The sequence below is a fragment of the Pseudoduganella guangdongensis genome (assembly GCF_009857475.1).
GTDB classification, from domain to species: Bacteria; Pseudomonadota; Gammaproteobacteria; order Burkholderiales; family Burkholderiaceae_D; genus Rugamonas; species Rugamonas guangdongensis.
In genome coordinates this window covers 159,184-185,129 of record NZ_WWCJ01000009.1, presented here as the reverse complement: position 1 = coordinate 185,129, position 25,946 = coordinate 159,184, and the positions used below count along the sequence as shown (strand labels likewise).

33 protein-coding genes are annotated in these 25,946 nt (G+C 62.7%); 17 read left to right on the top strand and 16 right to left on the bottom strand.

The window, feature by feature from the left end; genetic code table 11:
• Window positions 1-3: 3 nt before the first annotated feature.
• Both GTP41_RS14630 and epsC read right to left on the bottom strand, forming a co-directional pair.
• A complete protein-coding gene (locus tag GTP41_RS14630; RefSeq protein ID WP_161026302.1) occupies window positions 4-570 on the bottom strand; it encodes a YceI family protein in 567 nt (188 codons plus the stop codon).
• 168 nt (window positions 571-738) lie between these two features.
• Window positions 739-1,656 (bottom strand): serine O-acetyltransferase EpsC, encoded by a 918-nt coding sequence (epsC, locus tag GTP41_RS14625; protein WP_161026301.1) that lies wholly within the window; start codon window positions 1,654-1,656, stop codon window positions 739-741.
• Between the two features lie 126 nt (window positions 1,657-1,782).
• Here epsC and GTP41_RS14620 point away from each other — a divergent pair, with 126 nt between their 5' ends.
• Window positions 1,783-2,970: a multidrug effflux MFS transporter gene (locus tag GTP41_RS14620; RefSeq protein WP_161026300.1), complete on the top strand. Its 1,188-nt coding sequence runs from the start codon at window positions 1,783-1,785 to the stop codon at window positions 2,968-2,970.
• On the opposite strand, the gene GTP41_RS14615 is transcribed toward GTP41_RS14620, so the two are convergent.
• Window positions 2,940-3,197, bottom strand: coding sequence for a hypothetical protein (locus tag GTP41_RS14615; RefSeq protein ID WP_161026299.1), 258 nt, complete (start codon window positions 3,195-3,197; stop codon window positions 2,940-2,942). The genes GTP41_RS14620 and GTP41_RS14615 overlap by 31 nt on opposite strands.
• Window positions 3,198-3,298: 101 nt before the next feature.
• Here GTP41_RS14615 and GTP41_RS14610 point away from each other — a divergent pair, with 101 nt between their 5' ends.
• The 4 genes from GTP41_RS14610 to GTP41_RS14595 are packed head-to-tail and all read left to right on the top strand — an operon-like array spanning window position 3,299 to window position 7,858.
• Entirely contained in the window at window positions 3,299-3,745 is a 447-nt protein-coding gene (locus GTP41_RS14610) for a MarR family winged helix-turn-helix transcriptional regulator (RefSeq protein ID WP_161026298.1), read from the top strand.
• Window positions 3,746-3,752: 7 nt separating this feature from the next.
• A complete protein-coding gene (locus tag GTP41_RS14605) occupies window positions 3,753-5,168 on the top strand; it encodes an efflux transporter outer membrane subunit (protein WP_161026297.1) in 1,416 nt (471 codons plus the stop codon).
• 12 nt (window positions 5,169-5,180) lie between these two features.
• Complete coding sequence (locus tag GTP41_RS14600) at window positions 5,181-6,308, top strand: HlyD family secretion protein (RefSeq protein ID WP_161026296.1); 1,128 nt, start codon at window positions 5,181-5,183, stop codon at window positions 6,306-6,308.
• On the top strand, window positions 6,308-7,858 hold the full coding sequence (locus GTP41_RS14595) for an MFS transporter (protein ID WP_161026295.1): 1,551 nt from the start codon (window positions 6,308-6,310) through the stop codon (window positions 7,856-7,858). Before GTP41_RS14600 ends, GTP41_RS14595 begins: the two co-directional genes overlap by 1 nt.
• On the opposite strand, the gene GTP41_RS14590 is transcribed toward GTP41_RS14595, so the two are convergent.
• The 3 genes from GTP41_RS14590 to trxC form a co-directional block, all read right to left on the bottom strand.
• Entirely contained in the window at window positions 7,845-8,465 is a 621-nt protein-coding gene (locus tag GTP41_RS14590; RefSeq protein WP_161026294.1) for a helix-turn-helix transcriptional regulator, read from the bottom strand. The two genes, GTP41_RS14595 and GTP41_RS14590, sit on opposite strands and share 14 nt — an antisense overlap.
• Window positions 8,462-9,697: an MFS transporter gene (locus GTP41_RS14585; RefSeq protein ID WP_161026293.1), complete on the bottom strand. Its 1,236-nt coding sequence runs from the start codon at window positions 9,695-9,697 to the stop codon at window positions 8,462-8,464. The genes GTP41_RS14590 and GTP41_RS14585 overlap by 4 nt, the downstream gene beginning before the upstream one ends.
• A 64-nt stretch (window positions 9,698-9,761) precedes the next feature.
• Window positions 9,762-10,196: a thioredoxin TrxC gene (gene trxC / locus GTP41_RS14580; RefSeq protein ID WP_161026292.1), complete on the bottom strand. Its 435-nt coding sequence runs from the start codon at window positions 10,194-10,196 to the stop codon at window positions 9,762-9,764.
• A 64-nt stretch (window positions 10,197-10,260) separates the two neighbouring features.
• On the opposite strand from trxC, the gene GTP41_RS14575 reads away from it, so the two are divergent.
• Window positions 10,261-11,151 (top strand): alpha/beta fold hydrolase, encoded by an 891-nt coding sequence (locus GTP41_RS14575; RefSeq protein WP_161026291.1) that lies wholly within the window; start codon window positions 10,261-10,263, stop codon window positions 11,149-11,151.
• A 49-nt stretch (window positions 11,152-11,200) separates the two neighbouring features.
• Complete coding sequence (locus GTP41_RS14570) at window positions 11,201-11,611, top strand: hypothetical protein (RefSeq protein WP_161026290.1); 411 nt, start codon at window positions 11,201-11,203, stop codon at window positions 11,609-11,611.
• On the opposite strand, the gene GTP41_RS14565 is transcribed toward GTP41_RS14570, so the two are convergent.
• Window positions 11,612-12,727, bottom strand: a complete 1,116-nt coding sequence (locus GTP41_RS14565; RefSeq protein WP_161026289.1) for a dienelactone hydrolase family protein — start codon at window positions 12,725-12,727, stop codon at window positions 11,612-11,614.
• A gap of 124 nt (window positions 12,728-12,851) precedes the next feature.
• Window positions 12,852-13,403, bottom strand: coding sequence for a TetR/AcrR family transcriptional regulator (locus GTP41_RS14560; RefSeq protein ID WP_161026288.1), 552 nt, complete (start codon window positions 13,401-13,403; stop codon window positions 12,852-12,854).
• A 137-nt stretch (window positions 13,404-13,540) separates the two neighbouring features.
• On the opposite strand from GTP41_RS14560, the gene GTP41_RS14555 reads away from it, so the two are divergent.
• From GTP41_RS14555 to GTP41_RS14545, 3 genes are all read left to right on the top strand, one after another.
• Window positions 13,541-13,876: a flagellar basal body protein gene (locus GTP41_RS14555; RefSeq protein ID WP_161026287.1), complete on the top strand. Its 336-nt coding sequence runs from the start codon at window positions 13,541-13,543 to the stop codon at window positions 13,874-13,876.
• A 54-nt stretch (window positions 13,877-13,930) separates the two neighbouring features.
• Window positions 13,931-14,572, top strand: a complete 642-nt coding sequence (locus GTP41_RS14550; RefSeq protein WP_161026286.1) for a phosphoribosyltransferase — start codon at window positions 13,931-13,933, stop codon at window positions 14,570-14,572.
• A gap of 77 nt (window positions 14,573-14,649) precedes the next feature.
• Window positions 14,650-15,603 carry a gamma-glutamyl-gamma-aminobutyrate hydrolase family protein gene (locus GTP41_RS14545; RefSeq protein ID WP_161026285.1) on the top strand — a complete coding sequence of 318 codons (954 nt, stop codon included), beginning with the start codon at window positions 14,650-14,652 and terminating at the stop codon, window positions 15,601-15,603.
• On the opposite strand, the gene GTP41_RS14540 is transcribed toward GTP41_RS14545, so the two are convergent.
• From GTP41_RS14540 to GTP41_RS14515, 6 genes are all read right to left on the bottom strand, one after another.
• Entirely contained in the window at window positions 15,600-16,013 is a 414-nt protein-coding gene (locus GTP41_RS14540) for a PIN domain-containing protein (protein WP_161026284.1), read from the bottom strand. The two genes, GTP41_RS14545 and GTP41_RS14540, sit on opposite strands and share 4 nt — an antisense overlap.
• A complete protein-coding gene (locus GTP41_RS27175; RefSeq protein ID WP_202419737.1) occupies window positions 16,000-16,161 on the bottom strand; it encodes a hypothetical protein in 162 nt (53 codons plus the stop codon). Before GTP41_RS27175 ends, GTP41_RS14540 begins: the two co-directional genes overlap by 14 nt.
• 96 nt (window positions 16,162-16,257) lie before the next feature.
• Window positions 16,258-16,734 (bottom strand): hypothetical protein, encoded by a 477-nt coding sequence (locus GTP41_RS14530; protein WP_161026283.1) that lies wholly within the window; start codon window positions 16,732-16,734, stop codon window positions 16,258-16,260.
• Complete coding sequence (locus GTP41_RS14525; RefSeq protein ID WP_161026282.1) at window positions 16,709-17,407, bottom strand: phytanoyl-CoA dioxygenase family protein; 699 nt, start codon at window positions 17,405-17,407, stop codon at window positions 16,709-16,711. Before GTP41_RS14525 ends, GTP41_RS14530 begins: the two co-directional genes overlap by 26 nt.
• 3 nt (window positions 17,408-17,410) lie before the next feature.
• Window positions 17,411-17,725 carry a hypothetical protein gene (locus GTP41_RS14520; protein WP_161026281.1) on the bottom strand — a complete coding sequence of 105 codons (315 nt, stop codon included), beginning with the start codon at window positions 17,723-17,725 and terminating at the stop codon, window positions 17,411-17,413.
• Between the two features lie 54 nt (window positions 17,726-17,779).
• The gene (locus GTP41_RS14515; protein WP_161026280.1) at window positions 17,780-18,859 is read right to left on the bottom strand and encodes an MBL fold metallo-hydrolase; all 1,080 of its coding nucleotides are present in this window, start codon (window positions 18,857-18,859) and stop codon (window positions 17,780-17,782) included.
• 1,046 nt (window positions 18,860-19,905) lie between these two features.
• Here GTP41_RS14515 and GTP41_RS14510 point away from each other — a divergent pair.
• On the top strand, window positions 19,906-20,163 hold the full coding sequence (locus GTP41_RS14510) for a hypothetical protein (RefSeq protein WP_161025894.1): 258 nt from the start codon (window positions 19,906-19,908) through the stop codon (window positions 20,161-20,163).
• 15 nt (window positions 20,164-20,178) lie between these two features.
• Here the strand turns inward: GTP41_RS14510 and GTP41_RS14505 are convergent, their stop codons facing one another.
• On the bottom strand, window positions 20,179-20,349 hold the full coding sequence (locus tag GTP41_RS14505) for a hypothetical protein (RefSeq protein WP_161026279.1): 171 nt from the start codon (window positions 20,347-20,349) through the stop codon (window positions 20,179-20,181).
• A gap of 720 nt (window positions 20,350-21,069) precedes the next feature.
• Here GTP41_RS14505 and GTP41_RS14500 point away from each other — a divergent pair.
• The 6 genes from GTP41_RS14500 to GTP41_RS14475 all read left to right on the top strand — a co-directional run bounded on the left by GTP41_RS14500 (window position 21,070) and on the right by GTP41_RS14475 (window position 24,853).
• Window positions 21,070-21,486: a DUF4279 domain-containing protein gene (locus GTP41_RS14500; RefSeq protein WP_161026278.1), complete on the top strand. Its 417-nt coding sequence runs from the start codon at window positions 21,070-21,072 to the stop codon at window positions 21,484-21,486.
• Between the two features lie 365 nt (window positions 21,487-21,851).
• On the top strand, window positions 21,852-22,277 hold the full coding sequence (locus GTP41_RS14495) for a hypothetical protein (protein WP_161026277.1): 426 nt from the start codon (window positions 21,852-21,854) through the stop codon (window positions 22,275-22,277).
• Between the two features lie 647 nt (window positions 22,278-22,924).
• Window positions 22,925-23,254: a hypothetical protein gene (locus tag GTP41_RS14490; RefSeq protein ID WP_161026276.1), complete on the top strand. Its 330-nt coding sequence runs from the start codon at window positions 22,925-22,927 to the stop codon at window positions 23,252-23,254.
• A gap of 403 nt (window positions 23,255-23,657) precedes the next feature.
• Window positions 23,658-23,945 carry a DUF6713 family protein gene (locus GTP41_RS14485; RefSeq protein ID WP_161026275.1) on the top strand — a complete coding sequence of 96 codons (288 nt, stop codon included), beginning with the start codon at window positions 23,658-23,660 and terminating at the stop codon, window positions 23,943-23,945.
• Between the two features lie 168 nt (window positions 23,946-24,113).
• Window positions 24,114-24,302: a hypothetical protein gene (locus GTP41_RS14480; RefSeq protein WP_161026274.1), complete on the top strand. Its 189-nt coding sequence runs from the start codon at window positions 24,114-24,116 to the stop codon at window positions 24,300-24,302.
• Between the two features lie 62 nt (window positions 24,303-24,364).
• Window positions 24,365-24,853: a nuclear transport factor 2 family protein gene (locus GTP41_RS14475; RefSeq protein ID WP_161026273.1), complete on the top strand. Its 489-nt coding sequence runs from the start codon at window positions 24,365-24,367 to the stop codon at window positions 24,851-24,853.
• Here GTP41_RS14475 and GTP41_RS14470 read toward each other — a convergent pair.
• A complete protein-coding gene (locus tag GTP41_RS14470; protein ID WP_161026272.1) occupies window positions 24,828-25,946 on the bottom strand; it encodes a YbdK family carboxylate-amine ligase in 1,119 nt (372 codons plus the stop codon). The two genes, GTP41_RS14475 and GTP41_RS14470, sit on opposite strands and share 26 nt — an antisense overlap.

Below are 25,946 nucleotides of genomic sequence, written 5' to 3'. Positions count from 1 at the left end.
GGATTACTCCTTGATCGCTTCGATCGAGAAGCCGAGGGTCATCTCGTCGCTCACGTGCGGCGCGTATTTGCCGGCGCCGAAGTCGGAGCGCTTGATCTTGGCAAGCGCATTGGCGCCGCAGGCGTCCTTCTTCATCATCGGGTGCGGCATGCAGTGGAAGGAGGTCACTTCCAGGTTCACGGCCTTGGTCACGCCTTTGATGGTCAGGTTGCCTTCCACGCCAACCAGTTTGTCGCCGTTGAAGACGAACTTGCTGGACTTGTAGGTAATGGCCGGGTATTTGGCGGAGTCGAGGAAGTCGGGACCTTGCAGGTGGCTGTTGAACAGGTCGGAACCGGTGTTGACCGATTTCGGGTCGATCGACACTTCCACCGAGCCGGTCTTGGCGGCGCGGTCGATCTGGATTTTGCCGACGGTGCTGTTGAACTTATTCACCTGGGTCGAGTAGCCGAAGTGGCTGTACTCAAAACGGGAGAAGGAGTGGCTGGTGTCGATACTGTAGGTTTCGGGTGCGGCGGCGGCAGCCAGGGAAAAACCAGCGGCCAGGGCGAATGCGATCAGCTTTTTCATTGTCAGTACTCCATGTGGGGTTGGATCGACCATTATGCGACGACTACCGATCAGTGTAAAACGCATAATGTGCGCTCTATTGATCGACTTTTTCGATAGTAGGCACCACATCCGAGCAAAAAACAATCACCCTTTTGAGGTAGGCCGCCCCCGGGCAAGGCAAGCGGCTTAGTCGCTGCGCATATGCGCTTGCGAGACGTTGCTGTTGGGCGGCACGCTTTGCGTCAGCCAGATATTGCCGCCGATGGTGGAGCCGGCGCCGATCGTGATCCGTCCCAGCACTGTGGCGCCAGCATAGACCACCACATCGTCTTCCACGATCGGGTGGCGCGGCGTGCCTTTGATCAGCTGGCCCGATGCGTCGGCCGGGAAGCGCTTGGCGCCCAGCGTCACATGCTGGTACAGGCGCACGCGTTCGCCGATGACGGTGGTTTCCCCGATCACCACGCCGGTGCCGTGGTCAATGAAGAAGCTGGCGCCGATTTGTGCAGCGGGATGGATATCGATTCCGGTGCGCGAATGGGCAATGTCGCTGATGATACGCGCAATGAAGGGGGCGCCCAGGCGATGCAGGCTGTGCGCCAGCCGGTAGTGCAGGATCGCCACCATGCCCGGGTAGCACAGCATGATTTCCGCGATCGAGGTGGCGGCCGGGTCGCCGGCATAGGCCGCCTGCACGTCCGACACCAGCAGCGCGCGGACCTGCGGCAGCGTGGCGGCGAAGGCGCGCGTGATGGACAGCGCGGCCTGCGCCTGGGCTTCCTCCGTCTCGGGCGCCACGGCGCCGAACTGCAGCCCGCGCCGCACCTGCTCGTGCAGGCGGTCCAGCGTGGTGTTCAGCGTATCGCCCACAAAGTAGTCGATGCTTTCATCCGTCAGGTTGGGGCGGCCGTAGTGCGTGGGGAACAGCACGGCGGCCAGTCCTTCCAGGATTTGCACCAGTTGCGCGCGCGACGGCAGTTCGCGCACGCGCCCCTGGTGGCGGATATTGTGGGTCGCTTCGCGCGACACCCGCAGCTGGTTGACCACTTCGTCGAGGTCCCAGCGTGCTGCGCCGCTCGCGGCGCCGTAAGAGTCGATAGCCATAAGGCACCAGCATATCGAGCGGCGGCGCAAAAACGAAAGAAGCAGTTCGCAGAAGCTTATGCTTCCAGCGCATAAGCAGCCCGGCTGCTAATCCCTTAGAATAGCGCCCTCACTCCCGGGCTTTACATGAAGAACATCCTCCTTACCCTGCTGCTCGCCGGCCTCACCATGGTCGGCCCGCTGGCCATCGATACCTATTTGCCATCCTTCCCGGCGATTGCGGAAACCTTCAGCGCCAGCCCGATGGCGATCCAGCAGACCCTGAGCCTGTTCCTGTTCACCTTCGCCTTCATGATGCTGTTCTACGGCACCCTGTCCGACAGCTTTGGCCGCCGGCCGGTGATCCTGTGGTCGCTGGTGCTGTACGTCCTGGCCTCGCTGGGCGGCGCGCTGGCCGGCTCGTTCGGCTTCCTGCTTGGCGCGCGCATCCTGCAAGGCCTGGCCTCCGGCGCCGGTTCGGTGATTAGCCGCGCCATCGTGCAGGACCGCTTTGAAGGCATGGAAGCCCAGAAAATGCTGGGCAATATCATGATGGTGTTCGGCCTGGCGCCCGCCATCGCGCCGGTATTGGGCGGCTGGCTGCAGGTGTCTTTCGGCTGGCGCTCGATCTTCTGGTTCCTCACCGCCTTCGGCGTGGTGATGTTCGTGGCCGTCTGGCGCTGGCTGCCGGAAAGCCTGCCGAAAGAAAAGCGCCACCCGCTGCACCTGGGCGCCATCGCCGGCAATTACTGGATGGTGCTGCGCCACCGCTGCTTCCTGCTGTTGTCGATTTCGCTGGGCGCGGCCTTCGGCGGCTTCGCGCTGTACATCGGCTCCGCCGCCTACTTCATCATGCACATCCTGAAGCTGCCGGAAACCGCTTTCGCCTGGCTCTTCATTCCGCTGATCAGCGGCCACGTGCTGGGCGCCACCGCCAGCGGCAAGCTGGCGCACAAAGTAGCGCCGCGCACCCTGATCCGCGTCAGCTTTGCGCTGATGGCGGTGTCCGCCGCGCTCAACGTAGCCTACAACTGGTTCTTCGCCGCCACCATCCCGTGGGCCGTGCTGCCGCTGTTCCTGTATTCCTTCTCGCTGGCCCTGGCCATGCCGCCCCTGACCCTGGCCGGCATGAACCTGTTCCCCAACCACAGCGGCCTGGCGGCGTCCATGCAGTCCTTCCTGCAGATGATGCTGTTCGCCCTGGTCTCCGGGCTGGTGGCGCCGCTGCTGTTCGGCAGCGCCCTGCACCTGGCCTACGGCCTGGCCGCCTGCCTGCTGGTCAGCTACGCCGCCTACCACCTGGCTCAGGGCCAGGGCGCCGGCGTCACATCCTGATACTGCGGGCCGCCCTGCTCCGGTTCCGGCGCTGTGCCGGCCGGGGTGCGGCCCGGCCGCAAGTTGGGCGGCAAGCCCAGGCCCAGGATTTCCTTCCTCCCCTCCACAAACTCCGCACTGCTTAGCGGATGCTCCTTGTCAGGCCAGTTGGCAATCGCCCACTCCTGCACCGCCACATAGCGCTTCCACACTTCGGCAATGAATTGCCGCCTCGTTTCTTCGTCCATTGCGACCTCCTTTGGCTTTGGCTCACTCTACACCAGATACGTTTTTCTTGATTTTCCCTGCCTAGGCAGTATAATTGATTCATTAATGAATTAAATACGCCATGATCGATCCCTCCTTCAACACCCTGCGCGGCGGCTTTCTGGGCTATTTACTGAGCCAGACCCGCAACGCCTCCTTCCACGACCTGAGCGAGGAACTGGAGCCGCTCGGCCTGACCTGCGCCCAGTTCCGCGTGGTGGCCGGCATCGCCCACGAACGCGCCCACACCCTGAGCGAATTCGCGCGCTACCTCGATTACGACAGCGGCGCCATGAAACGCCTGCTTGACCGGGTCGAGGAAAAAGGCCTGATCCGGCGCGTGCCCTGCCCCGCCGACCGGCGCGCCCTGAACCTGGAGCTGACCGACGCCGCCCGCGCCCTCTATCCGCAGCTGATGGCCGCCGTAAGCCGCGTCCACGAGCGCATGCTGCAAGGCTTCACGCCCGAGGAAGAAGCGCAGCTGCAAAGCATGCTGCTGCGGATCAAAGCCAATACCTTGCACGGTTAGGACGCCCATGACAAGCCGATTTACCTTCGCCACCCTGATGGCGACTGCCACCCTGTTGGCCGGCTGCGCCAGCGATGGCGGCCTGCGCCCGCAAGCCAGCATGGCCCAGGCCGACCGCCTCGCGGCAGCCGCCACCCTGGCCGACGCCCGCGTCAGCCCTGCCGCCTGGCCCGCCGCCAACTGGTGGCAGCGCTACGGCGACGCCCAGCTTGACCAACTGGTGGCGGAAGCCCTGGCCGGCAGCCCTAACCTGCGCATCGCCCAGGCCCGCGTGCGCCAGGCGCAGGCCGCCGAAGGCCTGGCCGAAGCAGCCGGCGCGCCGCAACTGGGCGCCGCCGCGCGCAGCACGCGCCAGCTGTATAGCGCAAACAGCAGCGTGCCCAAACCCCTGGCCGGCAGCTGGCAATGGTCCAACGAAGCCACGTTGAACTTCTCGTACGAACTGGATTTCTGGGGCAAGCACGAGGCCGCGCTGGCCGCCGCCGTCGGCCGCCGCAACGCCGCCGAAGTCGATGCCCAGGCCAGCCGCCTGATGCTGGAAATCGGCGTGACGCAAGCCTACCTGCGCCTGTCGCAAGCGCACGCACAGCTTGAACTGGCGCAGTCCGTGCTCAAACAGCGCGAGCACGTGCTGCAGCTGACGCGCCAGCGCGTCGCCGCGCAACTCGATTCCAGCGTGGACCTGAAACAGGCCGAACTCGCCATCCCGGTGGCGCGCGAACAGATCGCCGCCGCCAAGGAAGCGGTCGCCCTGCTGCGCACGCAACTGGCCGCCCTGCTGGGCGCCGGCCCCGATCGCGGCGCCGCCATCGCCCGCCCGCAGTTGCAGGCAGTGCGGCCCGCCGGCCTGCCCGGCAGCCTGCCCAGCGAGCTGCTGGCGCGCCGGCCCGACGTGGTGGCGCAGCGCTGGCGCGTGGAAGCGCAACTGCAGGACATCAAAGCGGCCCAGGCCCAGTTCTACCCCAGCTTCAACCTGGCCGGCCTGGTTGGCCTGCAAAGCCTGGGCTTCGGCAAATTCCTGCAAGGCGGCAGCCAGCTATCGGCGCTGGGCGGCGGCCTGTCCCTGCCCATCTTCGACGGCGGCCGTCTGCGGCACAACCTGGCCCTGCGCAACGCCGACTACGACCTGGCCGTGGAGCAGTACAACCAGACCCTGGTCGACGCCCTGCGCGACGTGGTGAGCCAGCTCACCTCCATCCAGTGGCTGCAGGAGCGCGCCGCCTACCAGGCCGAAGCCCTGGCCACCGCCCAGCAAGGCTACGCGCTGGCCGTGCAGCGCTACCAGTCCGGCCTGGGCAACTACCTGCAAGTGCTGGCCGCACAGAACCAGGTGCTGGCGCAGCAGCGCGCCCGCATCGACTTTGACGCGCGCGCCTTCGACCTCGATATGAACCTTGTCCGCGCCCTGGGCGGCGGCTACTGAGCGGTGAACAAAATGAACACGCAAAAGAAAATCTACGCCGGCGCTGCCGCCATCCTCTTTGCCGGCGTGGCCGGCGCCGCCTGGATCATGGGCAGTACTGCGCGCTCCGAATCGACCGAAGACGCCTATGTCGAAGGCAATATCGTGCAGGTCACGCCGCAAGTGGGCGGCAGCGTCACCCTGATCGCCGCCGACAATACCGATTACGTGCAGGCCGGCCAGCCCCTGGTGCACCTGAACGAAGTGGACGCCCAACTGGCCGTGGCGCGCGCCGAAGCCCAGCTCTCGCGCGCCGTGCGCCAGGTGCGCGTGCAGTTCGCCAACGCCACCCAGCAAATAGCCAATGTCACCCTGCGCGCCACCGACCTCTCCAAAGTGCAGTCCGACCTGGCGCGCCGCCAGCAACTGGCCAGCAGCGGCGCCGTTTCCGGCGAAGACCTGCGCCACGCCGAAGATGCCGTGCGCGCCGCGCAAGCCGCCATGTCGGTGGCCGAGCAGCAGCTGGCCAGCTCGCAAGCCCTGGTCGACCAGACCAGCATCGCCAGCCACCCCGACGTGCAAGCCGCCGTTGCCGCGCTGCGCGACGCGTATGTCAGCGCCAGCCGCACCACGGTGCGCGCGCCGGTCAGCGGCCATGTCAGCAAGCGCAATGTGCAGATCGGCCAGCGCGTCAGCGCCGGCAGCGCCGTCATGTCCATCGTGCCGCCGGAGCAGATGTGGGTCAGCGCCAATTTCAAGGAATCGCAGCTGCGCAATATCCGCGCCGGCCAGGCCGTCGAGCTGGTGGCCGACCTGTACGGCCGCAGCGTGCGCTATAAAGGTCGGGTAGTCGGGCAGGAGGCGGGCACCGGCAGCGCCTTCGCCCTGCTCCCGGCACAGAATGCCAGCGGCAACTGGATCAAGGTGGTGCAGCGCGTACCGGTGCGCATTGCGCTGGACCAGAAGGAACTGGCGGCCCACCCGCTCAAGCTCGGCCTGTCCATGCGGGTGCAGGTCGATACCGCCAGCCCGGTAGCGCCGCTTGCCGCCGACAGCCGCAAAGGCTACCAGACCGACGTCTTCGCGCACGAACTGGAAGACGCCGACAAGGCCGTGGCCCGCATCATCGCCGCCAACGTCGGCAGCCAGCGGGTGCAGTAATGGAAAACCCCGCGCCCTTGCCGCGCATGAAGCTCCTGCTGGCGACCATCTTCACCCTGACCGTCATCGAGTTCCTGCAATCGGGCATGCTGGCCTTCGGCGCCAGCCCGATCTCGGGGCAGATCAACGCCTCGCCCGAGGAGTACAGCATCGTCACCGCCGCCTACGCCGCGGTGGCCATCACCGCCATCGCCAAGATGCGCTGGTTCATCGAACGCCTGGGCTGGCGCCGTTTCATCCTGCTCTCGATTGCCTTCTTCCTGACCGGCGCCGGCATCAGCGGCCTCGCCACCAGCTTCCCGCAGTTCCTGCTGGGCCGCCTGGTAATGGGCATGGGCGGCGCCGCCTTCATGACCAGCGCCCGCATGCTGGTCAACCTGATCCCGCCCAGCCCCGCGCGCATCAAAGGCATCATCGCCTTCGCCCTGGGCCTGTCCTGCGCCATTTCCGCCGCGCCCTGGATCGTCGCGCAATTCGTCGGCGCCGACTGGTGGAACGGCATCTTCGTGCTGCTCGCCGCATTGGCCCTGCTGGCCGCCTTCCTCGCCGCCATCACCCTGCCCGACGAACCCCTGCCCGAAGAGAGCCACACCCACGCCCACTTCGGTCCCCTGCTGGTGATGGCGGGCGGCAGCTTCCTGGCCCTGTTCGCGGTGCAGCGCGCCCTATACGATTTTTACAGCACCCTGCCCTACCTGCTCGCCCTGACGGCGGCCGGGGTTGCGGCGGTGGTCTGGTTCGCCTGGCACCAGCACGGCCACGAACGCCCGCTGCTGCGCCTGCGCCAACTGGCGCGCCGCCGCTACCTGACGGCGCTCGGCGTATTCACGGTCGGCTATATGGTGCTGGGGGCGAACAACACCATGCTGCCGTCCCTGGTGCAACGCGCCCTCGGCTTCCCCTGGCACGTGGCCGGCACGGTGCAGGCCATCGGCCTCACAGCCAGCATCGCCGTCTTCTTCCTCAAGCTGCGCATCATCCGCACCGCGCCCAGCCCGCAGAAATTCTATGTCGCCGGCTTCGGTGCGCTCGCTCTGTTCGGCTGGCTGCTCTCCGGCCTGACCCTGGAGGCCGACCTGTGGCGCCACGTGCTGCCCGCCATCGGCCTGTACGGCATGTTCATCGTCCTGATCCTGGCCACCACGGCGATCCACGGCTTCACCGAGTTCCAGGACGACCCGGTCGCCTTCTTCCACGCCCAGCAAGTCAAGAACATGCTGGCGCAATTCGGCACCGCGCTCGGCGTGGCCGGCGCCAACCTGCTGCTGCAGTGGCGCACCGCCGAACACTACGCGCTATTGAACCGCCGCTTTGTGAGCGGCGATGTGGAGATGAGCCGCCAGCTGGAACAGCTCGGCACCTGGTTCGCCAGTGCAAACGGCGCGCACGGCGCCGCCCAACTGGCCCTGGGCCAGCTGGCGCAAACCCTGAACCAGCAAGCCGCCCTGCTGGCGCAACTGGAGTACTTCCGCCTGCTGGTCTTCGTCGGCCTGGGCCTGGCCGCACTGATGGCCTGGCAGCGTACCTTGTCCGTGCCTAAACCGGCTTGATGCGGTACACGCAGCGCCGCGCGCCGGACAGCAAATGTTCGGCGCGCTCCACGCTGGCGTCCGGCCCCAGCACACGCTGGAACACCTGCAGCTCCGAGCGGCAGAAATTCTGGCACTCGCGCGCCGCCGCGCAGATCGGGCAATGGTTCTCCACCAGCAGCAGCGCACCGTCGTCGGCCTGCGCCACCTCCGCCATATAGCCCTCCGCATCGCGCGCCAGCGCCAGCGCCGCCACCCGCTGCGCCAGGTCCGGCGCCGTGCCGATGGCAGCGCGGTAGGCCGCCTCGGTCACCTGTTCGCGCGCCGTGATCAGCTTCTCCATACCCTCCTCGCCGAACAGACCGCGCACCTGGGTAATCAGCTGCAGCGTCAGGTCCGCATGGCGGTCCGGGAAGCGCGCATGGCCCGCCTCCGTCAGCAGCCAGCGGCGCGACGGGCGGCCCACCTTCTCCGCCACATCCTCAAAGCGCACCAGGCCCAAAGCCTCGGCCGCCTCCAGCTGGCGCCGCGCCCCCATCGACGTCAGTTGCAGCAAGTCGGCCAGCTGCTGCGCCGTGCGCGGCCCGCGCGTCTTCAGCAGGAACAGGATCTGATCGGCCGTATTCATGCCCGCGCTCCTTCCGCCTGTGCGCGCGGCGCCGGCTGCAGCGCCAGCTCCTTGCGCCAGCCGCGCAAACGCCAGCCCGCCCACGCCGCCAGCACCGCCCCCAGCAGCAGGATCAGGCGCGTATCGACCAGCGTCAACACCGAGCCGATCGCCGCCATCACGATATTGGCAAAGCAGAAGGTCATCGACAGCAGCCCCATGACGGAACCCTGGCCGTGCGCCGCAAAGCGGTCCGCTGCCCACGACTGCACCGTGGCGTTATAGAAGGCATTGGGCAAACCGAACAGGCAGATCGCAATCATGCCCACCCACAGGTTACCCAGCGCCACGCCTGCCACCGCAGCCGCCAGCCCGAAAGCCAGCCAGCTGGCGCGGTGCAGCGGCTCCATCCGGCTCTGGCGCCCCGCGATAATCGCCGCCAGCGTCATGATCGCGCACATCGCCATATTGATAGTGGCAATGCCGCGCGCATCGTAGCCGCCCTGCTCCACCAGCCACAATGGGTAGTACTCGTAAAAGCCCGTTATGCCGCAGGTCAGCGCCAACTGCACGATGAACAGCGTGCGCAGTTCCGGGAAACGCAGCAAGTTCATCGCATGATGCTTGCGCGCCACCTGCCACCACGACGCGCCGTCATTTGGCGCCGCCGCCGCGCGCGGCACGGTGAACGCCACCAGCGCCGCCGCCAGGATCAGCGCCGCCACCGCCACCCAGAACGGCACCGTAATGCCGAAGCCCAGCGTGAAGCCCGCCAGCACCGGCCCCACCAGCCAGCCCAGGTGCAGCGAACCGTTCACCAGCGACAGCGCGCGCAGGCGCTGCGGCCCCTCCAGCTTCTCCGCCACCAGGGCCCGCGCCACCGCGCCATTCCCCTCCAGCAGCCCGGTGCCGAAGCGCGCCAGGATGAACAGCGGATAGGACTGCATGACCAGCGCCAGCGCCGTCAGCGCATGGCCCGCCGCCGCGCCCAGCGCGGTCGCCAGCAGGATCGGGCGCCGCCCGTAACGGTCCGATAAGGGCCCCAGCAGCGCCGAGCCGATCACCAGGCCGATCGGGTTCACCGTCAGCGCGATGCCGAACAAGAGCTTGGGCGGCAAGCCCAGGAAGTTATTGAAAGCGTTGGGCGCCTCCGCCGCGAACAGCGGCGGCAGGATGGGATAAGGCAGCGAGGCGCCGGTGGTGGACAAAAGTCCCAGCAGGCAGGTCGCTGCGATCAGGAGGAATTGGTTCATGCCCTCCACTATAGGGCGGGCTCGACAATAAGTAAACGAAAAAGTTTATTAATTGCGGCGCAGCTTACCGCAAATGCTGCTGCACCCAGGCGATGATGCTGTTGGCGTCCATCGCGCCCGGCTGGCGCGCCATCTCACGCCCGCCCTTGAACAGCGCCAGCGTCGGAATGCTGCGGATGGCAAACTGCCCCGCCAGTTGCGGCTCCGCCTCGGTATTCACCTTCACCACGCGGAAGTAAGGCTCCAGCTTCTTGGCCGCCTGCTCATAGAACGGCGCCATTTGACGGCACGGCCCGCACCACGGCGCCCAGAAATCCACCAGCACCGGGATCTCGTTGCGCTCTATATGCTTGAGAAAGCGCGCCGTCGACAAATCCGCCGGACGGCCGGTAAACAGCTCGCGCTGGCACTTGCCGCAAGTCGGCCCCTCTTCCAGGCGCACTGCGGGCACCCGGTTAACCCCGTCGCAATGCGGGCAAACGATATGCAGGTTTTCCATTGCCGCAGTATAGCGCAGGCATATAATGCCGAGGGCACGCCACACCCGGCCAGGAGGAGGCATCATGGAATTCGTGAACACCGACCGCTTGCGCATCGCCTACCGCCAGCATGGCGCGCCGCGGGGCGAGCCCATCATCCTGCTGCACGGCTGGCCCGACGACCTGCACACCTGGGACGGCATCCTGCCCGCGCTGGCACAAGGCGGCTACCGCCTGCTGGTGCCCAGCCTGCGCGGTTTTGGAGACACCCGCTTCCTCGATCCCGCCACGCCGCGCAGCGGCCAGTTGAGCGCCCTGGCGCAGGACTTGCTGGACTTTGCCAGCGCGCTCGGCATTGAACGCTTCAACGTCATCGGCCACGACTGGGGCGCGCGCGCCGCCTACAACGCCGCCCTGCTCGCGCCGCAGCGCATACTGCGCTGCATGGCCCTGTCCGTGGGCTGGGGCAGCAACGACCCGCAGCAAATCCTGAGCCTGCATCAAGCCCGCAATTACTGGTACCAATGGTATATGGCCACCGAACGCGGCGCCGAAGCCCTGCGCAAGGAACGGCGCGAGCTGGCCCACCTGTTGTGGCGCACCTGGTCGCCCTCCTGGCACTTCGGCGAAGGCGTCTTCCACGACACCCTGCACGCCTGGGATAACCCGGACTGGGTCGATGTCACCCTGCACTCCTACCGCCACCGCTGGGGCCTGGCCGCCGGCGACCCGCACTACGCGCTGCAGGAAGACCGCCTGCGGCGCGAAACCGTCATCAGCGTGCCCACCCTCACCCTGCACGGCAGCGAAGACGGCGCCAACAGCCCGCAAACCTCGGAGCAGCGCGAGCATCTGTTCAGCGGCCCCTACCACCGCGCGCTGCTGGCCGGCGTCGGCCACTTCCCGCAACGGGAACAGCCCGACGGCGTCGCCGCCGCCCTGCTGGCCTGGTTGCAATCATGCGATGCCAGTTAAGGGATTGTGTTAACTTCAGGTCAAGGAGGCCACAGCACGGAGGCAAGCCGTGGAAGACCTGCAGTGGCTGGCGTCCCTGTTGGACCTGTACCAGCTCACCCTCACCATCATCCTTGTACTGCATGCCCTGAGCCTGGCGCCCCAGTGGCAGCGGCATTACTTCAACCCGCGCCTGCTGCGCGTCGCCATGCTGGGCATGATGCTGGGTATCGCCCAGGGTGCCGTGATTGTCGCCGCGGTGGAAGTCAGCGCCATTGCGCGCGGCGGCGGCGTCGCCATGCTCGGCGCCGCCATCCTGATGCACGGCTGGGTCGCCCTGCAGAACCTGCTCGCCAGCTACGCCTTCGTGCACCTGCACCGCCCCAGCGCCCTCATGGCCCACCGCATGGCTTGGGCGCAAAGGCCACTCGGCTACCTGAGCGCCGCACTTACGCTGATCGCCGGCTTCACCCTGTCCTGATCAGTTGCGCCCGGCCGAGGCCCGCTCCGGCCACACGATCTGGTAGTCCACCGAATACAGGCGGCACGGCTCCCGGCTGGCCGACTGGCATGCCGCCAGCGCCTTTTCATTGGTGTTCTCACCCTCTTCCGCCCAGCCCCAGGAACCGGTGCGGGAAATCGCAAACGCGCGCGGCGTCGCCTTCTTCAGGAACTCGCGGTACTGCTCGCGCCCGCGCTGCGGCACGTAAGGCACCGCCTCCACATCCTCCAGCGCCGCGTAATGGGTGGCGCGCTGCGGCGGCGGATCTGCCACCGCATACACCTCGCGCGTCGGCATGCCGACCGCCGCCAGGAAGCGCTCCACCTCCGGCAGCCACACCGTGGCGCCGTCGCGGTTGCCCAGCAAACCATGCGCATCCTTCTTGAAAGCGCCAAACGCCACCAGCTGCGCCCGCCCGCCCGCCGCCGTAAAGGCCTGGTGCATGCGCGCCGCCAGCTCCGGCCCGAAATAGCTGTCATTCGCGCCATACATCCACATGCTCGGCAGCTTGTTGCGGCGGCCATACTCGGTGAAGGCCTTCACCAGCGCACCGCGCCAATCGCACAGGTCGCCGTGCACCTTCAGCCCGCCCGCGAAATTCATAATGCCGCGCACGCCCGGCAGCTCCTGCGTCGCCGCCGCCACGCTCGCCAGGCCGCCGAACGACTGCCCCGCCAGCACGATGCGCTCGCCATCCACCCACTGCTGCTGACGCGCAAACCGCACCACGTCCGCGATATCGCCCGCCTGTTCATAGCCGTTGGCCGTCATATTGCAGCCATACTCGACAAATTTGCCGCTGGAATTGGCGAAGCCTGAACGCATCGGCACCATCACCGCATAACCGCGCCGCACGAATGCCGTCGCCAGGTAAATGAAGCGGTCGCGCGCCTGCAGCCTGGGATTGCCCGGCGCCTTGCCATGGTTCACGATCAGCAGCGGAAACGGCCCCGCGCCCGGCGGACGGAAAACCGTGGTCTCCAGCTGCCCCTCCGGCGCCCGCCCGGCCGGCACCATGATGACCTGCTCATTCAGCCGCGCGTCGAGGGCCAGTTCGCCGGCCTGCGCAAGCGGCAGGCTGGCACAAGCCAGCAATACGGCGGCAACTCGGGCGAAGAAGGCGTTGATGATGCTCTCCAGAACTAATACGTGCGAACGATAAAGGAGATTCTTATGCGCACCGTTCTGGAAAGCAATCCCAAAAGGTCAAACGTAACAATTAGCTCAGCTCCAGGAGCATGGAATGGACCGATTCCAATACCTCATTGGCAAGTTCCGGGTCGGATTTGTAGACATTGCGCGACACCGACACCCCACCGATCAGCGCCGCCATGATCGCCAGCGCCCGCCCGCGCCGTTCCGGCGGCAGCTGGGCCGCAATGAGATTCGCCATTTGCCGCAAGCCCGCCGTATAGCCCGCCCCCACCGACGCATCCTGCCGCGCCATTTCGCTGCCCGCCGCCGCCAATGGGCAGCCGCCCGCCAGGTTGTCGCGCTGGTCCGGCGCCAGGTAAAACGCAAACAGCTCGGGCAGGCTCACCGGTTGCTCCGTCACCTTGCCAAACGCCGCCCGCGTGCTGAACTGCATCGCCTCCGCCGCCAAGGCATCCTTGGACGGGAAATGCGCATACAGCGCGCCATGCGTCAGCCCCGCCGCCTTGCTGATTTCCGCCACGCCCACCCCGTCCATTCCCTTCTCGCGGAACAGGCGCGCCGCCGTTTCCACCAGCATCTGCCGGTTCTCCGCCGCTTTTTCCTTCGTGATTTTCATGCCAGGCACCCCGCACTATGATTGCAACCATAATCATAGCACCTGTGGCCGATCCTGCTTATTTTTTACGCAGAAGCGCGCGTTGCCGCAAGGAATCAGGTAAACTTGCCGCACTTGCCTTAAGGAAATTCACCACCATGGCCATCTCCGCACTCCAGGCAGGCCTGTCCGGCCTCCAGTCCAACCAGCAAGCGCTGGGCGTGGAAGCGCACAACGTCGCCAATATGTCGACGCAGAATTTCCAGCCCCAGCAAGCCCAGTTCCAGCAAACGCCCGGCGGCACCAGCGTGACCATTTCCAGCGCCGCGCGCGACCTGTCCGCCACCGACCAAACCGGCAGCGCCCCCTCCGGCACCGACCCCGCCAGCTCCATCACCAATTCCCTGGTCTACAAAGCCGGTTTCGACCTCTCCGCCAAAGTCGTGCAGGCGGCGGATGAACGTATCGGCACACTGCTCGATATCAAGGCTTAACGCGCGCGCCTTACCGCGCTATGCTGTCGTATTGGCAGCGTGGTGGAGGCTCGCATGGATGACTTCGAACTGCCCCTGGAAGACCGCGCGCAAGCCGCCGAGCTGCTTGCCGCGAAACTGTCTGGCCTGCGCGGCAAACATCCCCTGATCCTCGCCATACCGCGCGGCGCCGTGCCGATCGGCCGCATCCTCGCCGACCGCCTGCAAGGCGAACTCGACGTGGTGCTGGTGCGAAAAATCCCCTCCGCCATCGACCCCGAACTAGCCGTGGGCGCCGTGGATGAAATAGGCAACCGCACCCTCGCCCCCTACTTCGACCGCACCCGCACCAGCATGGAATGGGTCGAGATGCAAACCAAAGAACAACTGGCCCTGATGGCCCGCCGCCGCGCCAGCTACGGCCAGGCCCGGCCACCGGCCGCGATCGCCGGCCGCATCGTCGTCATCGTCGACGACGGCCTGGCCACCGGTTCCACCATGGCCGCCGCCCTGCGTTCGGTGCGCGCCCGCCAGCCCGCCCGCCTGATTGCCGCCGTGCCGGTCGCCGCCCCCGATTCGCTGGAAGCGATCGCGCCGCTGGCCGACGAAATCATCGCCCTGGCCACGCCGATGAACTTCACCTCCGTCAGCCGCCTCTACCGCTCCTTCCCGCAGGTGGAGGAAGACGAAGTACTGCGCCTGCTGCGCACCGGATAAGCAGCCGCCGAGCGCCCCCATCCGTGCGACTTGCAAGCCCAGCGTATGCGAAACTCGCCGCGAGGAGATAGCCGAGCATGACAGCCAAGGATCCGCGCCAGCAAGACCGCCGCGAAGGCGACCGCAGCCACAGCCGCCGCAAGGACGACACCCCGCGCTACCTGGACCCCGGAGAAACCATCTTCAGCCTATGGGGACGGGTACTGGTCGCGCGCTACCGCCGCCTGGCCGCCGCCGCCACCCGCCACATCGTCCAGCGCCCCCTGCACATCGGCGTCTCCGCCCGCATCTACCACCCCGAGGCCGGCGCCACCGGCCTGCGCAGCAAGAACCTGCAATACCTGGAAGAATCGATTGCGCAATGGGTCATGTCGCGCGACGTGCTGGTCTTCATGATCCCCACCGTGAACACCTCCGGCCTGCTGCACCCCTCCAATATCCGCCTGCGCGACTACGCCAAGCACCTGGACGGCCTGGTTCTGCAAGGCGGCGCCGACGTCTCGCCCCACAGCTACGCCGAAACGCCCACCCGCCCGGAATGGAGCGGCGACCGCGCACGCGATATGTACGAGCTGGAGTTACTGCATGAATTTGTGGAGGCCGGCAAACCCGTGCTCGGCATCTGCCGCGGCTGCCAGTTGCTGAACGTCGCCTTCGGCGGCACGCTGTACCAGGACATCGCCACCGACGTGCCGACCGCCCATCCGCATGTTAACGACGACTACGACCAGCACCGCCACGAGATCAGCTTCCCGCCCGGCTCCTCCCTGCACTCCATGGTGCAAGGCCCGCCGCGCGCCCTGGTCAACTCGATCCACCACCAGGCGGTGAAGACATTAGGGAAGGATATGCAGGTAGAAGCGCTATCCTACCCCGACAATGTGATCGAAGCGATCCGCTACCAGCGCGCCCCGTTTGTGATGGGCCTGCAATGGCACCCAGAATTCCACCGCGCCGGCGGCGTCGAACTGCTCGACTGCACCGGCATCCTCGACAGCTTCCTCCGCGCCGCCCGCGAAACCCGCTTCTAGGCGCTCGCCGCAAATGGATTAAAGACGCGCAAACAGCTCTCGAAGAGCTGCCCATTTTGGAAGTCCTCGGTCAGCAACATGCTGCACTCGCCCTCGATTGCAGCCGCCACAATCATGGCATCACAAATTGGCACACGATAGCGCTCGGCGATATGAACAGCACGATCATGAACCGACAACGTGAGCGCAACGATGTCGCAGGTCGAGCGAAATGAAGCAGTAAATTCTGCGATGGCAATCCAGGAGAGCTGCATCTTACGCCGAGCAACGGCAATGAATTCATTCAGCACTTGAACGCTGACGACACCACCGCAAGAGAGCAATTGCTCAGCAATAGCGGCCTTCTCTCGCTCGGCTGATGCAAGATAAAGCAAAACGTTAGTGTCAAAGAACGCCTTAGCGCCGTTCATTGGCTTCTTCACGATCAAATGTGAAGCCAACAGGCAAACTGCCACGATATTTTCGCAATCGCACTAACATCTCTTTCACCTGGCGGAGGCGATTCGCGTCCTTCATATCAGGCTGGCACTCTCGGACTTCTTCTCGCTGCTGCTCCATGGCGGAGCCTCCACTTTCCAGACTACAGAACTATCTTAGTCTTTTCGCGCGAACACCGTCCCCGTAGCGCCCACAGAGTTGAGATCGCTCAAAGTCTCACCTTTTGCAAGGCTTGCCCTCGTATTGCCGCCGATGGAATTTATAGGTCTTGCCATTCCAACGTTCAACCGGAAAACAAAAGCCCGGCCCGCCGATCTCAAGATCCGGCCACCCATCCTTACCCTTGCTGGGCAACACAGTCAGTATCCCCGTCCCACGCGACAAAAGCTTCCAGCTCCCGTCAGCCTGCTTGCTGACCAGCGCGTACCCAGCCCCCGCCTGCCCGAAGCAAAAACTCCCACCTTCCGTGATCACAACCTCCGGCCGCCCATCCCCATTCAAGTCGGCCACCTGATCGATCGCGCCCGGCACATAACTGGTACTCGGGTCTTCGCAAGCCCGCCACTGCGAGCCATGCAGTTTGAATCCCGCAGCCTTGAAAGCAGCCGCCTGTTCAGCCGGCGGCAATGAGTTTGCCGCAGCCGGCAAAGCCTGGCTGAGCACCAGGCTAATTGAAGCGATGATGAGTTTCATGGCATGTCCCCTCCCGCACACGCCATTCTAATCCCCCCGGCAAGGACGCCGGCCCAAACAGAAAATGCAGCACCCGCCGCCTGCTCACCCCAGAAGACTTAGAAGACCGGTGCAAGAGCAAGGGACGCATAACCAGCACATCGCCCGCAGCAGCCAGGCAAGCCCGCTCCCCACCCCGCATCGCCACAACAGCCGCCGAAGGAATCACCCCAAGCCGATGCGACCCCGGCACCACAAACAATGGCCCATCCTCCGCCCCACAGGAATCGAGATGCACCCGCACCGCCACCAATTGCTCCAGCACTGCAACTGGCGGCTGCACATACCAGCCATCCTCCTTGCGCGACCACGCGCCCGCGCCGTCAACGACACACCGATCCCGCACAGGAATGCTCAAATCCTGATGCACCGGCACCAGCCAATTAACAGAATCGGATTTCTCAAAGAAAGTGCACTGCACGGCCACATGCCCCGCAGGCATGATCGCGTTCAATGCATTGGAACCCAGCAGCCGCGCCGCCAGTTCCGCACACCAGCCCTGCCCCAGCATGGTCCGCGCCCCGGGACCAGCCACGCCCGGCAGCTGCCCAAGCAGCTCCGAACATTCGCCGGCATCAAGCAAGCCAGGCAACACCACAAACCCATCCCGCAAGAACGGGGCCACACCAGACATGGTTCAGGGCTTATCGTAAAAGACCAGCGAACTGCCCAATGTCAGCGCTTCCTCAATATGCGCATGCAGGTCTTTAAAAGGCTGCTGCTCCAGCATATCCGCCTGCAGCACGCTAAACGCATCCATCGCCACATCCTCGAAGCCGAACTTGGCGCATTCGATGATCGCCGAATCCCAAAGGGCATCCGCCCCCTCCTGCAGCAAGAACATCATGCACTTATGCAGCGCATGCTCCTGCGGATAGGCATATTCATAAACCGGCTTCCCCTCGAAAACACCTTCGAAGGTATAAATCCCCAGGACACTGTTATCGCTCATGAGCTGTATTCTTTTACTGGTTGAATCCCGCCGGCAAAGCGGGGGCGAGCCTGATTATACGCCGGACTTGGAACGCCCCAATGTCCGGAAAAGACGCCAGAAAATAGCCGTTATCGCCACCAGCGCCGCAAGCAGCACCCCCAGCCCCCGCCAAGAAAACAGCATCGGCGCGCTCGCCAAAGGCGGCTGATAAATCAGGAGCTGATCCTGCTGGTGCATCCGCAACGGCACACCTGGCGCCAGGTAAGTCTCCCCCAATACCGGCTCCGCCGTGCCCACGGCCAGGTCACGCATCGCCTTATGCACCTTGCCCGCCCAGGCAGCATCAAACTCCGGCACACCATGCGCGCCGAAATAGCGATAGGTCTTACCCGTCGCCTGCAGCAGCTTGCCGATTTCATCCGCATACACGCCAACATCACTCCCCGGCAGGAAAGCAACCAGGCCGCCCAAATGCTGGTAGAGGAAATCGCCAGCGAACACAAAGCGACGTTCATGATCGATAAAGCTGGCCGATTCATGCGCATGCCCCGGCGTCCCCCGCACCTCGATGGATCGGCCACCCAACTCCAGCTTCTCCCCCGGCGCTACCCAGCGCAGGATGCGCAAGTCGCGCGCACCGGTCAAAGTCTCGGACGCATCAAGGGCAAGTTTACCGCCTTCTGCGCGCGCTTTCAGGTCCGGCGTCGCCAGCACCAGCGCACCATCGAAGGCATCCAGGTCGCCCGTGTGATCGAAGTGAAAGTGCGACAGCATCAGCATGACCGGTTTTGTCGTCAAACTCTCCGCCACCGCACGGATGCTGCGCGCACTCGCCGGCCGCTCGCCCGAGCCAGCATCAATCAACAGCGCCCGCTCCTGACCTGCCAGCAGATAGGAAGAGTTGTACTGCGAGGACTTCGGCTCGCCGATGATGAACGTGCCATCATCCAAGGCCTCCACCGCATACCAGTCGTCGATAAACCGCGCATTCGGACTCCACAGCTCGCCAGTGCGCACCTTGCCGAATACCTGGTCGCTGGCGTAAGGAGCTTTCGCGAGCCAGGAAGCAGCAAGCAGGAAGACAAGCAGCAGGACGATAGTGGCAGTGAATGCGAGCAGGACAGCTCTGAACTTTGCGGGGATGAATGACATGAAACAGCTGGGGCAAAAATTGAAGTCAAAGCAATTGTAACCGCTCGCCGATGCCATTGCTGAGGCCGGTTTCCAGCGCACCGGGAGGGTATTCGAACGCCCCTGAAATCTAAACAGGTCTAGTTCGAGCCGTTTCGGTCTAAAACGCGCTAAATGGGGCCCCCGCCGATCTAAATCAGTCTAGAAATAGCGCGCACCTGTCTAAAACGGTCCAGAATTTCGCGGCTAAAGTCTAAAAAGCTCTACGAATCGGTAGCGGTTCGCAATCTTTAGACCGTTATCCCCACCGGGATTCGCATGACTAGCAAAATGCAATGGATCAACACTCCCCGCTGTGATTTCCCTCATCATTAGGATGCTTTCCTCGTACTAAAGGAAATAATAGACGGGTAGTTCCATTGCTCAACGCGAGATTAGACGTCATAATATTTTTTTACTAAAACGTCAATATGACGTCTACTTAACGTTGGTCATCGCTGTGAACATGATGCAGGCTTCAGCTCTTACTTCTGGCACTTGGGCCGTTGGCAAATCCGCCAGCGCGGCTAGTGCCGGCGTTTGGGGCGCTGGCAGTTCTCAGTTTGGTGGCAGGGGTCAGCACGCGCGGTTTGCTAGCGTTGGTGCGGGCGCATTCGCGGACACGCTGTCGTCTGGGCCTTCGCGGCCAGTTCACGCGCGTGTCCAACATCTAGCTCAACCGGACGTCTTACGCGCTGCGCGCTCCAGCCGCCGGTTAGCACCACGTTGGTCATCGCTGTGAACATGATGCAGGCTTCAACTCTTACTTCTGGTACTTGGGCCGCTGGCAAATCCGCCAGCGCGGCTGGTGCCGGCGTTTGGGCCGCTGGCAGTTCTCAATTTGGTGGCAGGGACCTGCGCGCGCGGTTTTCTGGCGTTCGTGCGGGCGCATTCGCGGACACGCTGTCGTCTGAGCCTTCGCGGCCAGTTCACGCGCGTGTCCAACATCTAGCTCAACCGGACGGCTTACGCGCTGCGCGCTCCAGCCGCCGGTTAGCACCACGTTGGGCTGGACGGTGAAGCTAACGATGATTTCGAAAGAAGAAGCTCCGGTTGAATGGGCCATGCTCATGTACGAACTTGACGATGCTCGTGAACATCTCGAAAAAATGATGGACTCGATGACTGCCGATCCTGAGTTTGACGAGAGTGTTTTTCGCGTCGAACTGGGGCACATCTTTTCTCATCTCAATCGTGCGTGGCACCGTCGAAATGTCATTGGTGAACTCGAAGGACATGCTTGGGATGAGGCCAGCAAATTTCCAACCGACCTAGACCCAAGTTAAACTATGCCCAACAATTCATTCAACGCGGACGCGCTGACGCGCGCCGGTTAATTCAAACACGTTGGCCATCGCTTTGAACATGATGCAGACTTCGACCACTTCGTTCGGCACTTGGGCCGCTGGCAAATCCGCCAGCGCGGCTTGCGGTGCCGCTTGGGCCGCCGTCTGCGCAAGTATCGGTGGCAAGTCCAGTGCAGTACGGCCCGCTGCTGCTAGCCTGGGCGCATTCGCGGACACGCTGTCGGCTAGGCCTTCGCGGCCAGTTCACGCGCGTGTCCAACACTACACTCAACCGGACGGCTACAGCGCTGCGCGCTTCCGCCGCCGGTTAGTTCCACGTTGGGCATCGCTGTGAACATGTATCAAACTTCGACCACTTCGTTTAGCGCTTGGGCCGCTGGCAGCTTTACCAGTGCGGCTAGTGCTGGCGGTTTGGCCGCTTGCTGCTCGCAGTTTCCGGGCAAGGCCCCGCACTTGCGGTTTGCAGCCGCTCGTTCGGGCGCATTCGCGGACACGCTGTCGTCTAAGCCTTCTTGGCAAGTTCACGCGCGTGTCCAACATTCCGCTCAACCGGACGGCTTACGCGCTGCGCGCTCCAGCCGCCGGGTAGCACAACGTTGGTCATCGCTTTGAACATGATGCAGACTTCCGCTCTTACTTCTGGCACTTGGGCCGCTGGCAAATTCGCCAGCGCGGCTAGTGCCGGCGTTTGGGTCGCTGGCAGTTCTCAGTTTGGTGGCAGGGGCCTACACGCGCGGTTTTCTAGCGTTCGTGCGGGCGCATTCGCGGACACGCTGTCGTCTGAACCTTCGCGGCCAGTTCACGCGCGTGTCCAACATCTAGCTCAACCGGACGGCTTACGCGCTGCGCGCTCCAGCCACCGGTTAGCACCACGTTAGGAGCTCGATGTCACAGTCGAATGAAAGCTATGCGTATTTTGCGCTGACGGGGACTCTTGATCCAGAAATGGTGTCGAGGCGAACGGGCATTGCGCCCACGGATTCTTGGCGCAAGGGTGATTTGCATCCGCGTACCCGAAGGGAACGGAAGTTTGATCGTTGGGAATTGGCCTCTCGTTTGCCTCGAACTGAGGAGCTGGAACTTCACATCGCGGATGTACTGGTGCAACTTGAGGCAAGCCCGATCGGATTTGCTGCACTCGCCAAAGAACACAGCGGGCGCATGCAGTTGGTCGGCTATTTTCACGAAGAGTACCCTGGTCTTGTCTTTTCAGCCTCACTGGTCGCGGGTCTAGCGAAGTTCAACCTTAGTATGGATTTTGATTTTTATGCACTCTGGTCTGATGCACGCGACGATACCTAAAGGGTACCCTAACCATCAGCTCCAGCGGACGCGCTACAGCGGGCTTCGCCCGCTTCCTCGCGCCGCTGAGCAAACACGTTGGTCATCGCTGTGAACATGATGCAGGCTTCAGCTCTTACTTCTGGCACTTGGGCCGTTGGCAAATCCGCCAGCGCGGCTAGTGCCGGCGTTTGGGGCGCTGGCAGTTCTCAGTTTGGTGGCAGGGGTCAGCACGCGCGGTTTGCTAGCGTTGGTGCGGGCGCATTCGCGGACACGCTGTCGTCTGGGCCTTCGCGGCCAGTTCACGCGCGTGTCCAACATCTAGCTCAACCGGACGTCTTACGCGCTGCGCGCTCCAGCCGCCGGTTAGCACCACGTTAGCAGCCATGTCGAAATCGAACATCACCATATCAGGTAAGACGCTTTGGTATCAAGACGACCCTTTTGCAATTTGGCTTCGTGTGATGGCATTGAATCTGAAGAGCTATCGCTCCGATGACCACGTCTGGACTTACGAAACTGCCGATTCCTGGATGAGCATGACCAAAATGCTGGGGGTATCGAACGTAATGGGTGTGGACCTAGATGTCGATTTCGACACCTTTCAAAAAGCATGGGTATTGCGCAATATCGTCAAAAGAATTCGCGAAATCATCAATCAATTGGATGACGGAAGTCTTGATCTCGTTGCTCGAGCCATTGGACTCAACGTGTCGTGCTCCATTGAAGAAGTCCAGGAAATTCACAATTCCGTCGAAGCTATGCTTATCGAACGGCTTGAATTTCTCCGCTCTGACGTTCGCGAAGTCTAAGGTAATTGGATTGACGTTTTCCGCTAACCTTCTGTTCCAGTGGACGCCTGACGGCACCACTGAACATCCACGTTAGCCAGCCATGCGTTTACTCCGGTTCCTGATTCTGCTTCTTACCATTTCGGCTTCGCCGCTAAGTACCGCGACCGAGCCGCTTGTTGATCAGTTCTCCTTTGGCGAACGCACAGGTGTCATTTGGCCGAAAAAATGCTGCTGGGTTGGGCTGCCTTCCTCAGAAAAACTACGCGAAGTCGCAATTTCCGAGAGCTGCTCGGCGATTGGTGGACCTGTTGGTGTTTTCCGTCTCGATCACGGAAGACTTTTGCTGACGGCTCTATACAGGTGCGGCGGGTCCTTCCCGACACAAGATATTTATCCCGAACTGAAATCTCCGCTAATCGCAGACTGGGTTAGCGGTTTGCACAGTGCCAGACTAGATTGGCTATGCCGAGATTCTTCGAGTCGGTCGATCTACCGAACGGAGCTCGAGCTCGAAATTAAAGAGGGAGTTGTAACCGTTCTCAATGAACGAAATAATGACAATGATGCTTGTGGCACTAAAGGCTAACAACATGCTCAACCTCGCTCACTTCGTTCGCTGGACACGCCAAAGCTGCGCTTTGTCGTGCCGGTTAGCGTGAAACGTTATGCCGCAAAATATAAAGCTAGCTGAAGACATGCGGGTCGATGCGCAATCGATCGGCATCATCAAAGACAAAGAAACCGCACAATTCGTCGATTATTTCTTTATCGCGAATCTTTGGTGCAAAGACCCGCGCTACGAGAGCCGCCACATGCAGGCTGGCGAATGCCGTGGTCTTTTCCGCTTCGACAAGGCAACTCTAAGTGCCGAACTTCTTTTTCCTATGGCTGGTGATGATTCGGAAAAGAGATTCGAAAAGGCAGCCTGGAAGGTACTCAGTGAATTTCGCGCAACCGCCGAATGGCCCAAAGGAACCCAGTTTGCATCGGGCTAAAAGCATAACCTTTCATTCCACCGGATCTGCGCATAAGGCCGCGCAGTCCGGTGAATTCACACACGTTCGGCCCCATATTGAAGTTATCGGCAATGACAACTGTCCAACGAACCTTAGAGAGATCGAGCTTCGAGGCGTATCTTTCGGAGTGTTCACATCCAGAAGAGTACGCTTTATCGGATGAGGCTTCTCGGAACGAAATCATCAAGCGCTTTTCATTCTCAGTGATGCTTAAAGTGTCTTACCCTGAGCTTGATTTTGCGAATCGCTGGTGTTGGCAAAAATTTGGACCGGCGGATGGTCACTTGCTCTCAGGCGCAATCCGAGTATCGGGTGTGCTTTGTCTCAGAACCTCACCAACATTCTGGGACTTGGACTTCTCACTGGTTCGAGAAGACCGATTATGACTTTGGTTTCAATGAGTGGTACTTCTCAAGATGCGAAGACAGGGACATGTTCATCGCAGTACTCGATGAAATTAACTGGGCATAGCCGAGTCATATCCAACATTCACACCGGCCTTACCTACTACAAGCTGCTAGCTGCGCTTGGTTTTCTAACTGTCGGCATCCACTCCCTCTTCCTTCTTAATGGCAGCGAATTATTCAGGCAAACGGTATCGGTCGCGCTCCTGGTAGCCACCTTTACCCTGTCGACCTGGCAATTGATCGCCCTGCGCGGCATGAAGTGAAAACCCAAGTACGATGGCGGATGCCTTTGCCGCCCCATGATGCATATTCGCATCACTATTAACTAAGAAGTAACGTTAATTTATTGACACCATTTCAGCAACTTCCCTATAGTCGCTGAGCGCATATGATTCCGCGTATTCTAATCAACCAAAAAAATGGAGAAGAACTTGAAGAAAATCGCGATCTTTCTGTTTGCTTTAGGTGCTGGCCTGTCGTCGCAATTGGCGACCGCCACTGATCGGGAAACCTGCCGCGCTGAATGCAATGAGCGGTACTACGCATGCGCAGACATGATGCCGGAGTATGAGTACCAGTGCTGGAAAGAGTCCATCATCTGCATGCGCCAGTGCCCGTAACGATTGACCCGCAAAACGGTGCCCGCTAGCCCGATCCGGACGGGCGCCCGAACGAAAACACAATGCGTACCTCCACCACACTCCTCGCAGCGGCCCTTCTCACCTTGATGGCACCCGCTTGTCTGGCGGAGGACCCATCGCGCAGCGGCTCGCTTTACGACGAGCTTGCGCTCAAGGACAGCGAGTTTTTTGAAGCGGCTTTCGTCACCTGCGACGCCGAAAAATTCAAAGCAATCTTCACCGCCGACGACGCTTTCTATTACGACCGCACGAGCATCAGCCTTATGGAGGCCCCCAGGGCCACGGATTCATGCCCCCACGACCAAGGCGTTACACGAACCCTGGTGCCGGGCACCCTTGAGGTCTATCCACTCAAAGGCTACGGCGCCCTCCAGGTCGGCTACCACACCTTTTCACGTGCCGGCGAGCGCGGCACGGAGACCACCAGGTTCGTCCACCTATGGAATCGTGTAGGCACCACCTGGAAGCTGAGGCGGGCCTACAATCATCCCCCCAAGCCCGGCGCTAATTACCCCGGAAGCGGGCGATAGCAGCATCCACCACGCCCTCCACGCTGCCCGACGCGTCATACTGCGCGCGCAGGTAATGCGCATCGCTGCCCATATGGGTCACCTGCATCAGATGATTAAGTGCCGCGCTACCTCCCAGCGCCTCGGCATGCAGATCCATGCGCCGCAGCGTGGTCAGGATATCCTCGCGCAGCGACAGGCTTTCGTAGGTCTTGGGGTGCACCACCGTGCCATCCAACCCGAATCGGCAAGCCTGGAAGCGGTTGTAGTTGTACACCAGGTAGTCGTCCTCCGCCGGCGGCTCTTCCTTGCGCTCCAGCAGATAGGCACACAGCGCCTGCAGATAGCACGCCAGCGCCGCCGCGCGCTCCACCGTCAGCGGCGTGTCGCACACGCGCAGCTCAATGGTGCCGTATTCCGGCTTGGGCCGGATGTCCCAGTAGAAGTCCTTCATGGACTTGATCACGCCTGTGTGCTCCATCTTGGAGAAGAACTCGTGCTCGAACTGGTCCCACTTCAAAATGAAGGGCGCGCGCCCGCTCATGGGGAAGGCGAACACGCTGTTCAGGCGCGCTGAGTTGAACAGCGTATCGTTACCCTGCACATAGGGCGAAGATGCAGACAGCGCGATAAAGTGCGGCACATAGCGGCTCAACGCATGCAGCAGGTAGAGCGCGTCGTCCCCGCTGCTGCAGCCGATGTGCACGTGCTGGCCGAAAATGGTGAACTGCTTGGCCAGGTAGCCGTACAGCGCCGACACTTCCTTGAAGCGCGGCTTGGAGAAGATCTTGCGTTCCGACCAGCGCTGGAACGGATGCGTGCCGCCGCCGCAGATACCAATATTCAGCGTATCGGCCGCCTTCACCAGCGTGTCGCGCGTTTCGTGCAGCTGCGCCAGCAGCTCGCCGTGTTTGGTGTGCACGTCGGTGTTAATCTCGATCATGCTCTCGGTGATCTCCGGCGTCACATTGCCGGGGAACGGCTTGCGCTGCAACAGGTGCAGCAAGTCCGGGCTGGACGCCGTCAGGTCGAAGTCCGACAGGCTGACCAGCTGCATCTCCAGCTCCACCCCCATGGTCAGGGGCTGTGATGATTTAAATTCTTCCAACGGCAT

Excerpts from the sequence above, each read along its gene's own strand:
- GTP41_RS14630 (WP_161026302.1), bottom strand. The coding sequence starts at position 570 with ATGAAAAAGCTGATCGCATTCGCCCTGGCCGCTGGTTTTTCCCTGGCT.
- epsC (WP_161026301.1), bottom strand. The coding sequence starts at position 1,656 with ATGGCTATCGACTCTTACGGCGCCGCGAGCGGCGCAGCACGCTGGGAC.
- GTP41_RS14620 (WP_161026300.1), top strand. The coding sequence starts at position 1,783 with ATGAAGAACATCCTCCTTACCCTGCTGCTCGCCGGCCTCACCATGGTC.
- GTP41_RS14615 (WP_161026299.1), bottom strand. The coding sequence starts at position 3,197 with ATGGACGAAGAAACGAGGCGGCAATTCATTGCCGAAGTGTGGAAGCGC.
- GTP41_RS14610 (WP_161026298.1), top strand. The coding sequence starts at position 3,299 with ATGATCGATCCCTCCTTCAACACCCTGCGCGGCGGCTTTCTGGGCTAT.
- GTP41_RS14605 (WP_161026297.1), top strand. The coding sequence starts at position 3,753 with ATGACAAGCCGATTTACCTTCGCCACCCTGATGGCGACTGCCACCCTG.
- GTP41_RS14600 (WP_161026296.1), top strand. The coding sequence starts at position 5,181 with ATGAACACGCAAAAGAAAATCTACGCCGGCGCTGCCGCCATCCTCTTT.
- GTP41_RS14595 (WP_161026295.1), top strand. The coding sequence starts at position 6,308 with ATGGAAAACCCCGCGCCCTTGCCGCGCATGAAGCTCCTGCTGGCGACC.
- GTP41_RS14590 (WP_161026294.1), bottom strand. The coding sequence starts at position 8,465 with ATGAATACGGCCGATCAGATCCTGTTCCTGCTGAAGACGCGCGGGCCG.
- GTP41_RS14585 (WP_161026293.1), bottom strand. The coding sequence starts at position 9,697 with ATGAACCAATTCCTCCTGATCGCAGCGACCTGCCTGCTGGGACTTTTG.
- trxC (WP_161026292.1), bottom strand. The coding sequence starts at position 10,196 with ATGGAAAACCTGCATATCGTTTGCCCGCATTGCGACGGGGTTAACCGG.
- GTP41_RS14575 (WP_161026291.1), top strand. The coding sequence starts at position 10,261 with ATGGAATTCGTGAACACCGACCGCTTGCGCATCGCCTACCGCCAGCAT.
- GTP41_RS14560 (WP_161026288.1), bottom strand. The coding sequence starts at position 13,403 with ATGAAAATCACGAAGGAAAAAGCGGCGGAGAACCGGCAGATGCTGGTG.
- GTP41_RS14555 (WP_161026287.1), top strand. The coding sequence starts at position 13,541 with ATGGCCATCTCCGCACTCCAGGCAGGCCTGTCCGGCCTCCAGTCCAAC.
- GTP41_RS14550 (WP_161026286.1), top strand. The coding sequence starts at position 13,931 with ATGGATGACTTCGAACTGCCCCTGGAAGACCGCGCGCAAGCCGCCGAG.
- GTP41_RS14545 (WP_161026285.1), top strand. The coding sequence starts at position 14,650 with ATGACAGCCAAGGATCCGCGCCAGCAAGACCGCCGCGAAGGCGACCGC.
- GTP41_RS14540 (WP_161026284.1), bottom strand. The coding sequence starts at position 16,013 with ATGAACGGCGCTAAGGCGTTCTTTGACACTAACGTTTTGCTTTATCTT.
- GTP41_RS27175 (WP_202419737.1), bottom strand. The coding sequence starts at position 16,161 with ATGGAGCAGCAGCGAGAAGAAGTCCGAGAGTGCCAGCCTGATATGAAG.
- GTP41_RS14530 (WP_161026283.1), bottom strand. The coding sequence starts at position 16,734 with ATGAAACTCATCATCGCTTCAATTAGCCTGGTGCTCAGCCAGGCTTTG.
- GTP41_RS14525 (WP_161026282.1), bottom strand. The coding sequence starts at position 17,407 with ATGTCTGGTGTGGCCCCGTTCTTGCGGGATGGGTTTGTGGTGTTGCCT.
- GTP41_RS14520 (WP_161026281.1), bottom strand. The coding sequence starts at position 17,725 with ATGAGCGATAACAGTGTCCTGGGGATTTATACCTTCGAAGGTGTTTTC.
- GTP41_RS14515 (WP_161026280.1), bottom strand. The coding sequence starts at position 18,859 with ATGTCATTCATCCCCGCAAAGTTCAGAGCTGTCCTGCTCGCATTCACT.
- GTP41_RS14510 (WP_161025894.1), top strand. The coding sequence starts at position 19,906 with ATGATTTCGAAAGAAGAAGCTCCGGTTGAATGGGCCATGCTCATGTAC.
- GTP41_RS14500 (WP_161026278.1), top strand. The coding sequence starts at position 21,070 with ATGTCACAGTCGAATGAAAGCTATGCGTATTTTGCGCTGACGGGGACT.
- GTP41_RS14495 (WP_161026277.1), top strand. The coding sequence starts at position 21,852 with ATGTCGAAATCGAACATCACCATATCAGGTAAGACGCTTTGGTATCAA.
- GTP41_RS14490 (WP_161026276.1), top strand. The coding sequence starts at position 22,925 with ATGCCGCAAAATATAAAGCTAGCTGAAGACATGCGGGTCGATGCGCAA.
- GTP41_RS14485 (WP_161026275.1), top strand. The coding sequence starts at position 23,658 with ATGACTTTGGTTTCAATGAGTGGTACTTCTCAAGATGCGAAGACAGGG.
- GTP41_RS14475 (WP_161026273.1), top strand. The coding sequence starts at position 24,365 with ATGCGTACCTCCACCACACTCCTCGCAGCGGCCCTTCTCACCTTGATG.
- GTP41_RS14470 (WP_161026272.1), bottom strand. The coding sequence starts at position 25,946 with ATGCCGTTGGAAGAATTTAAATCATCACAGCCCCTGACCATGGGGGTG.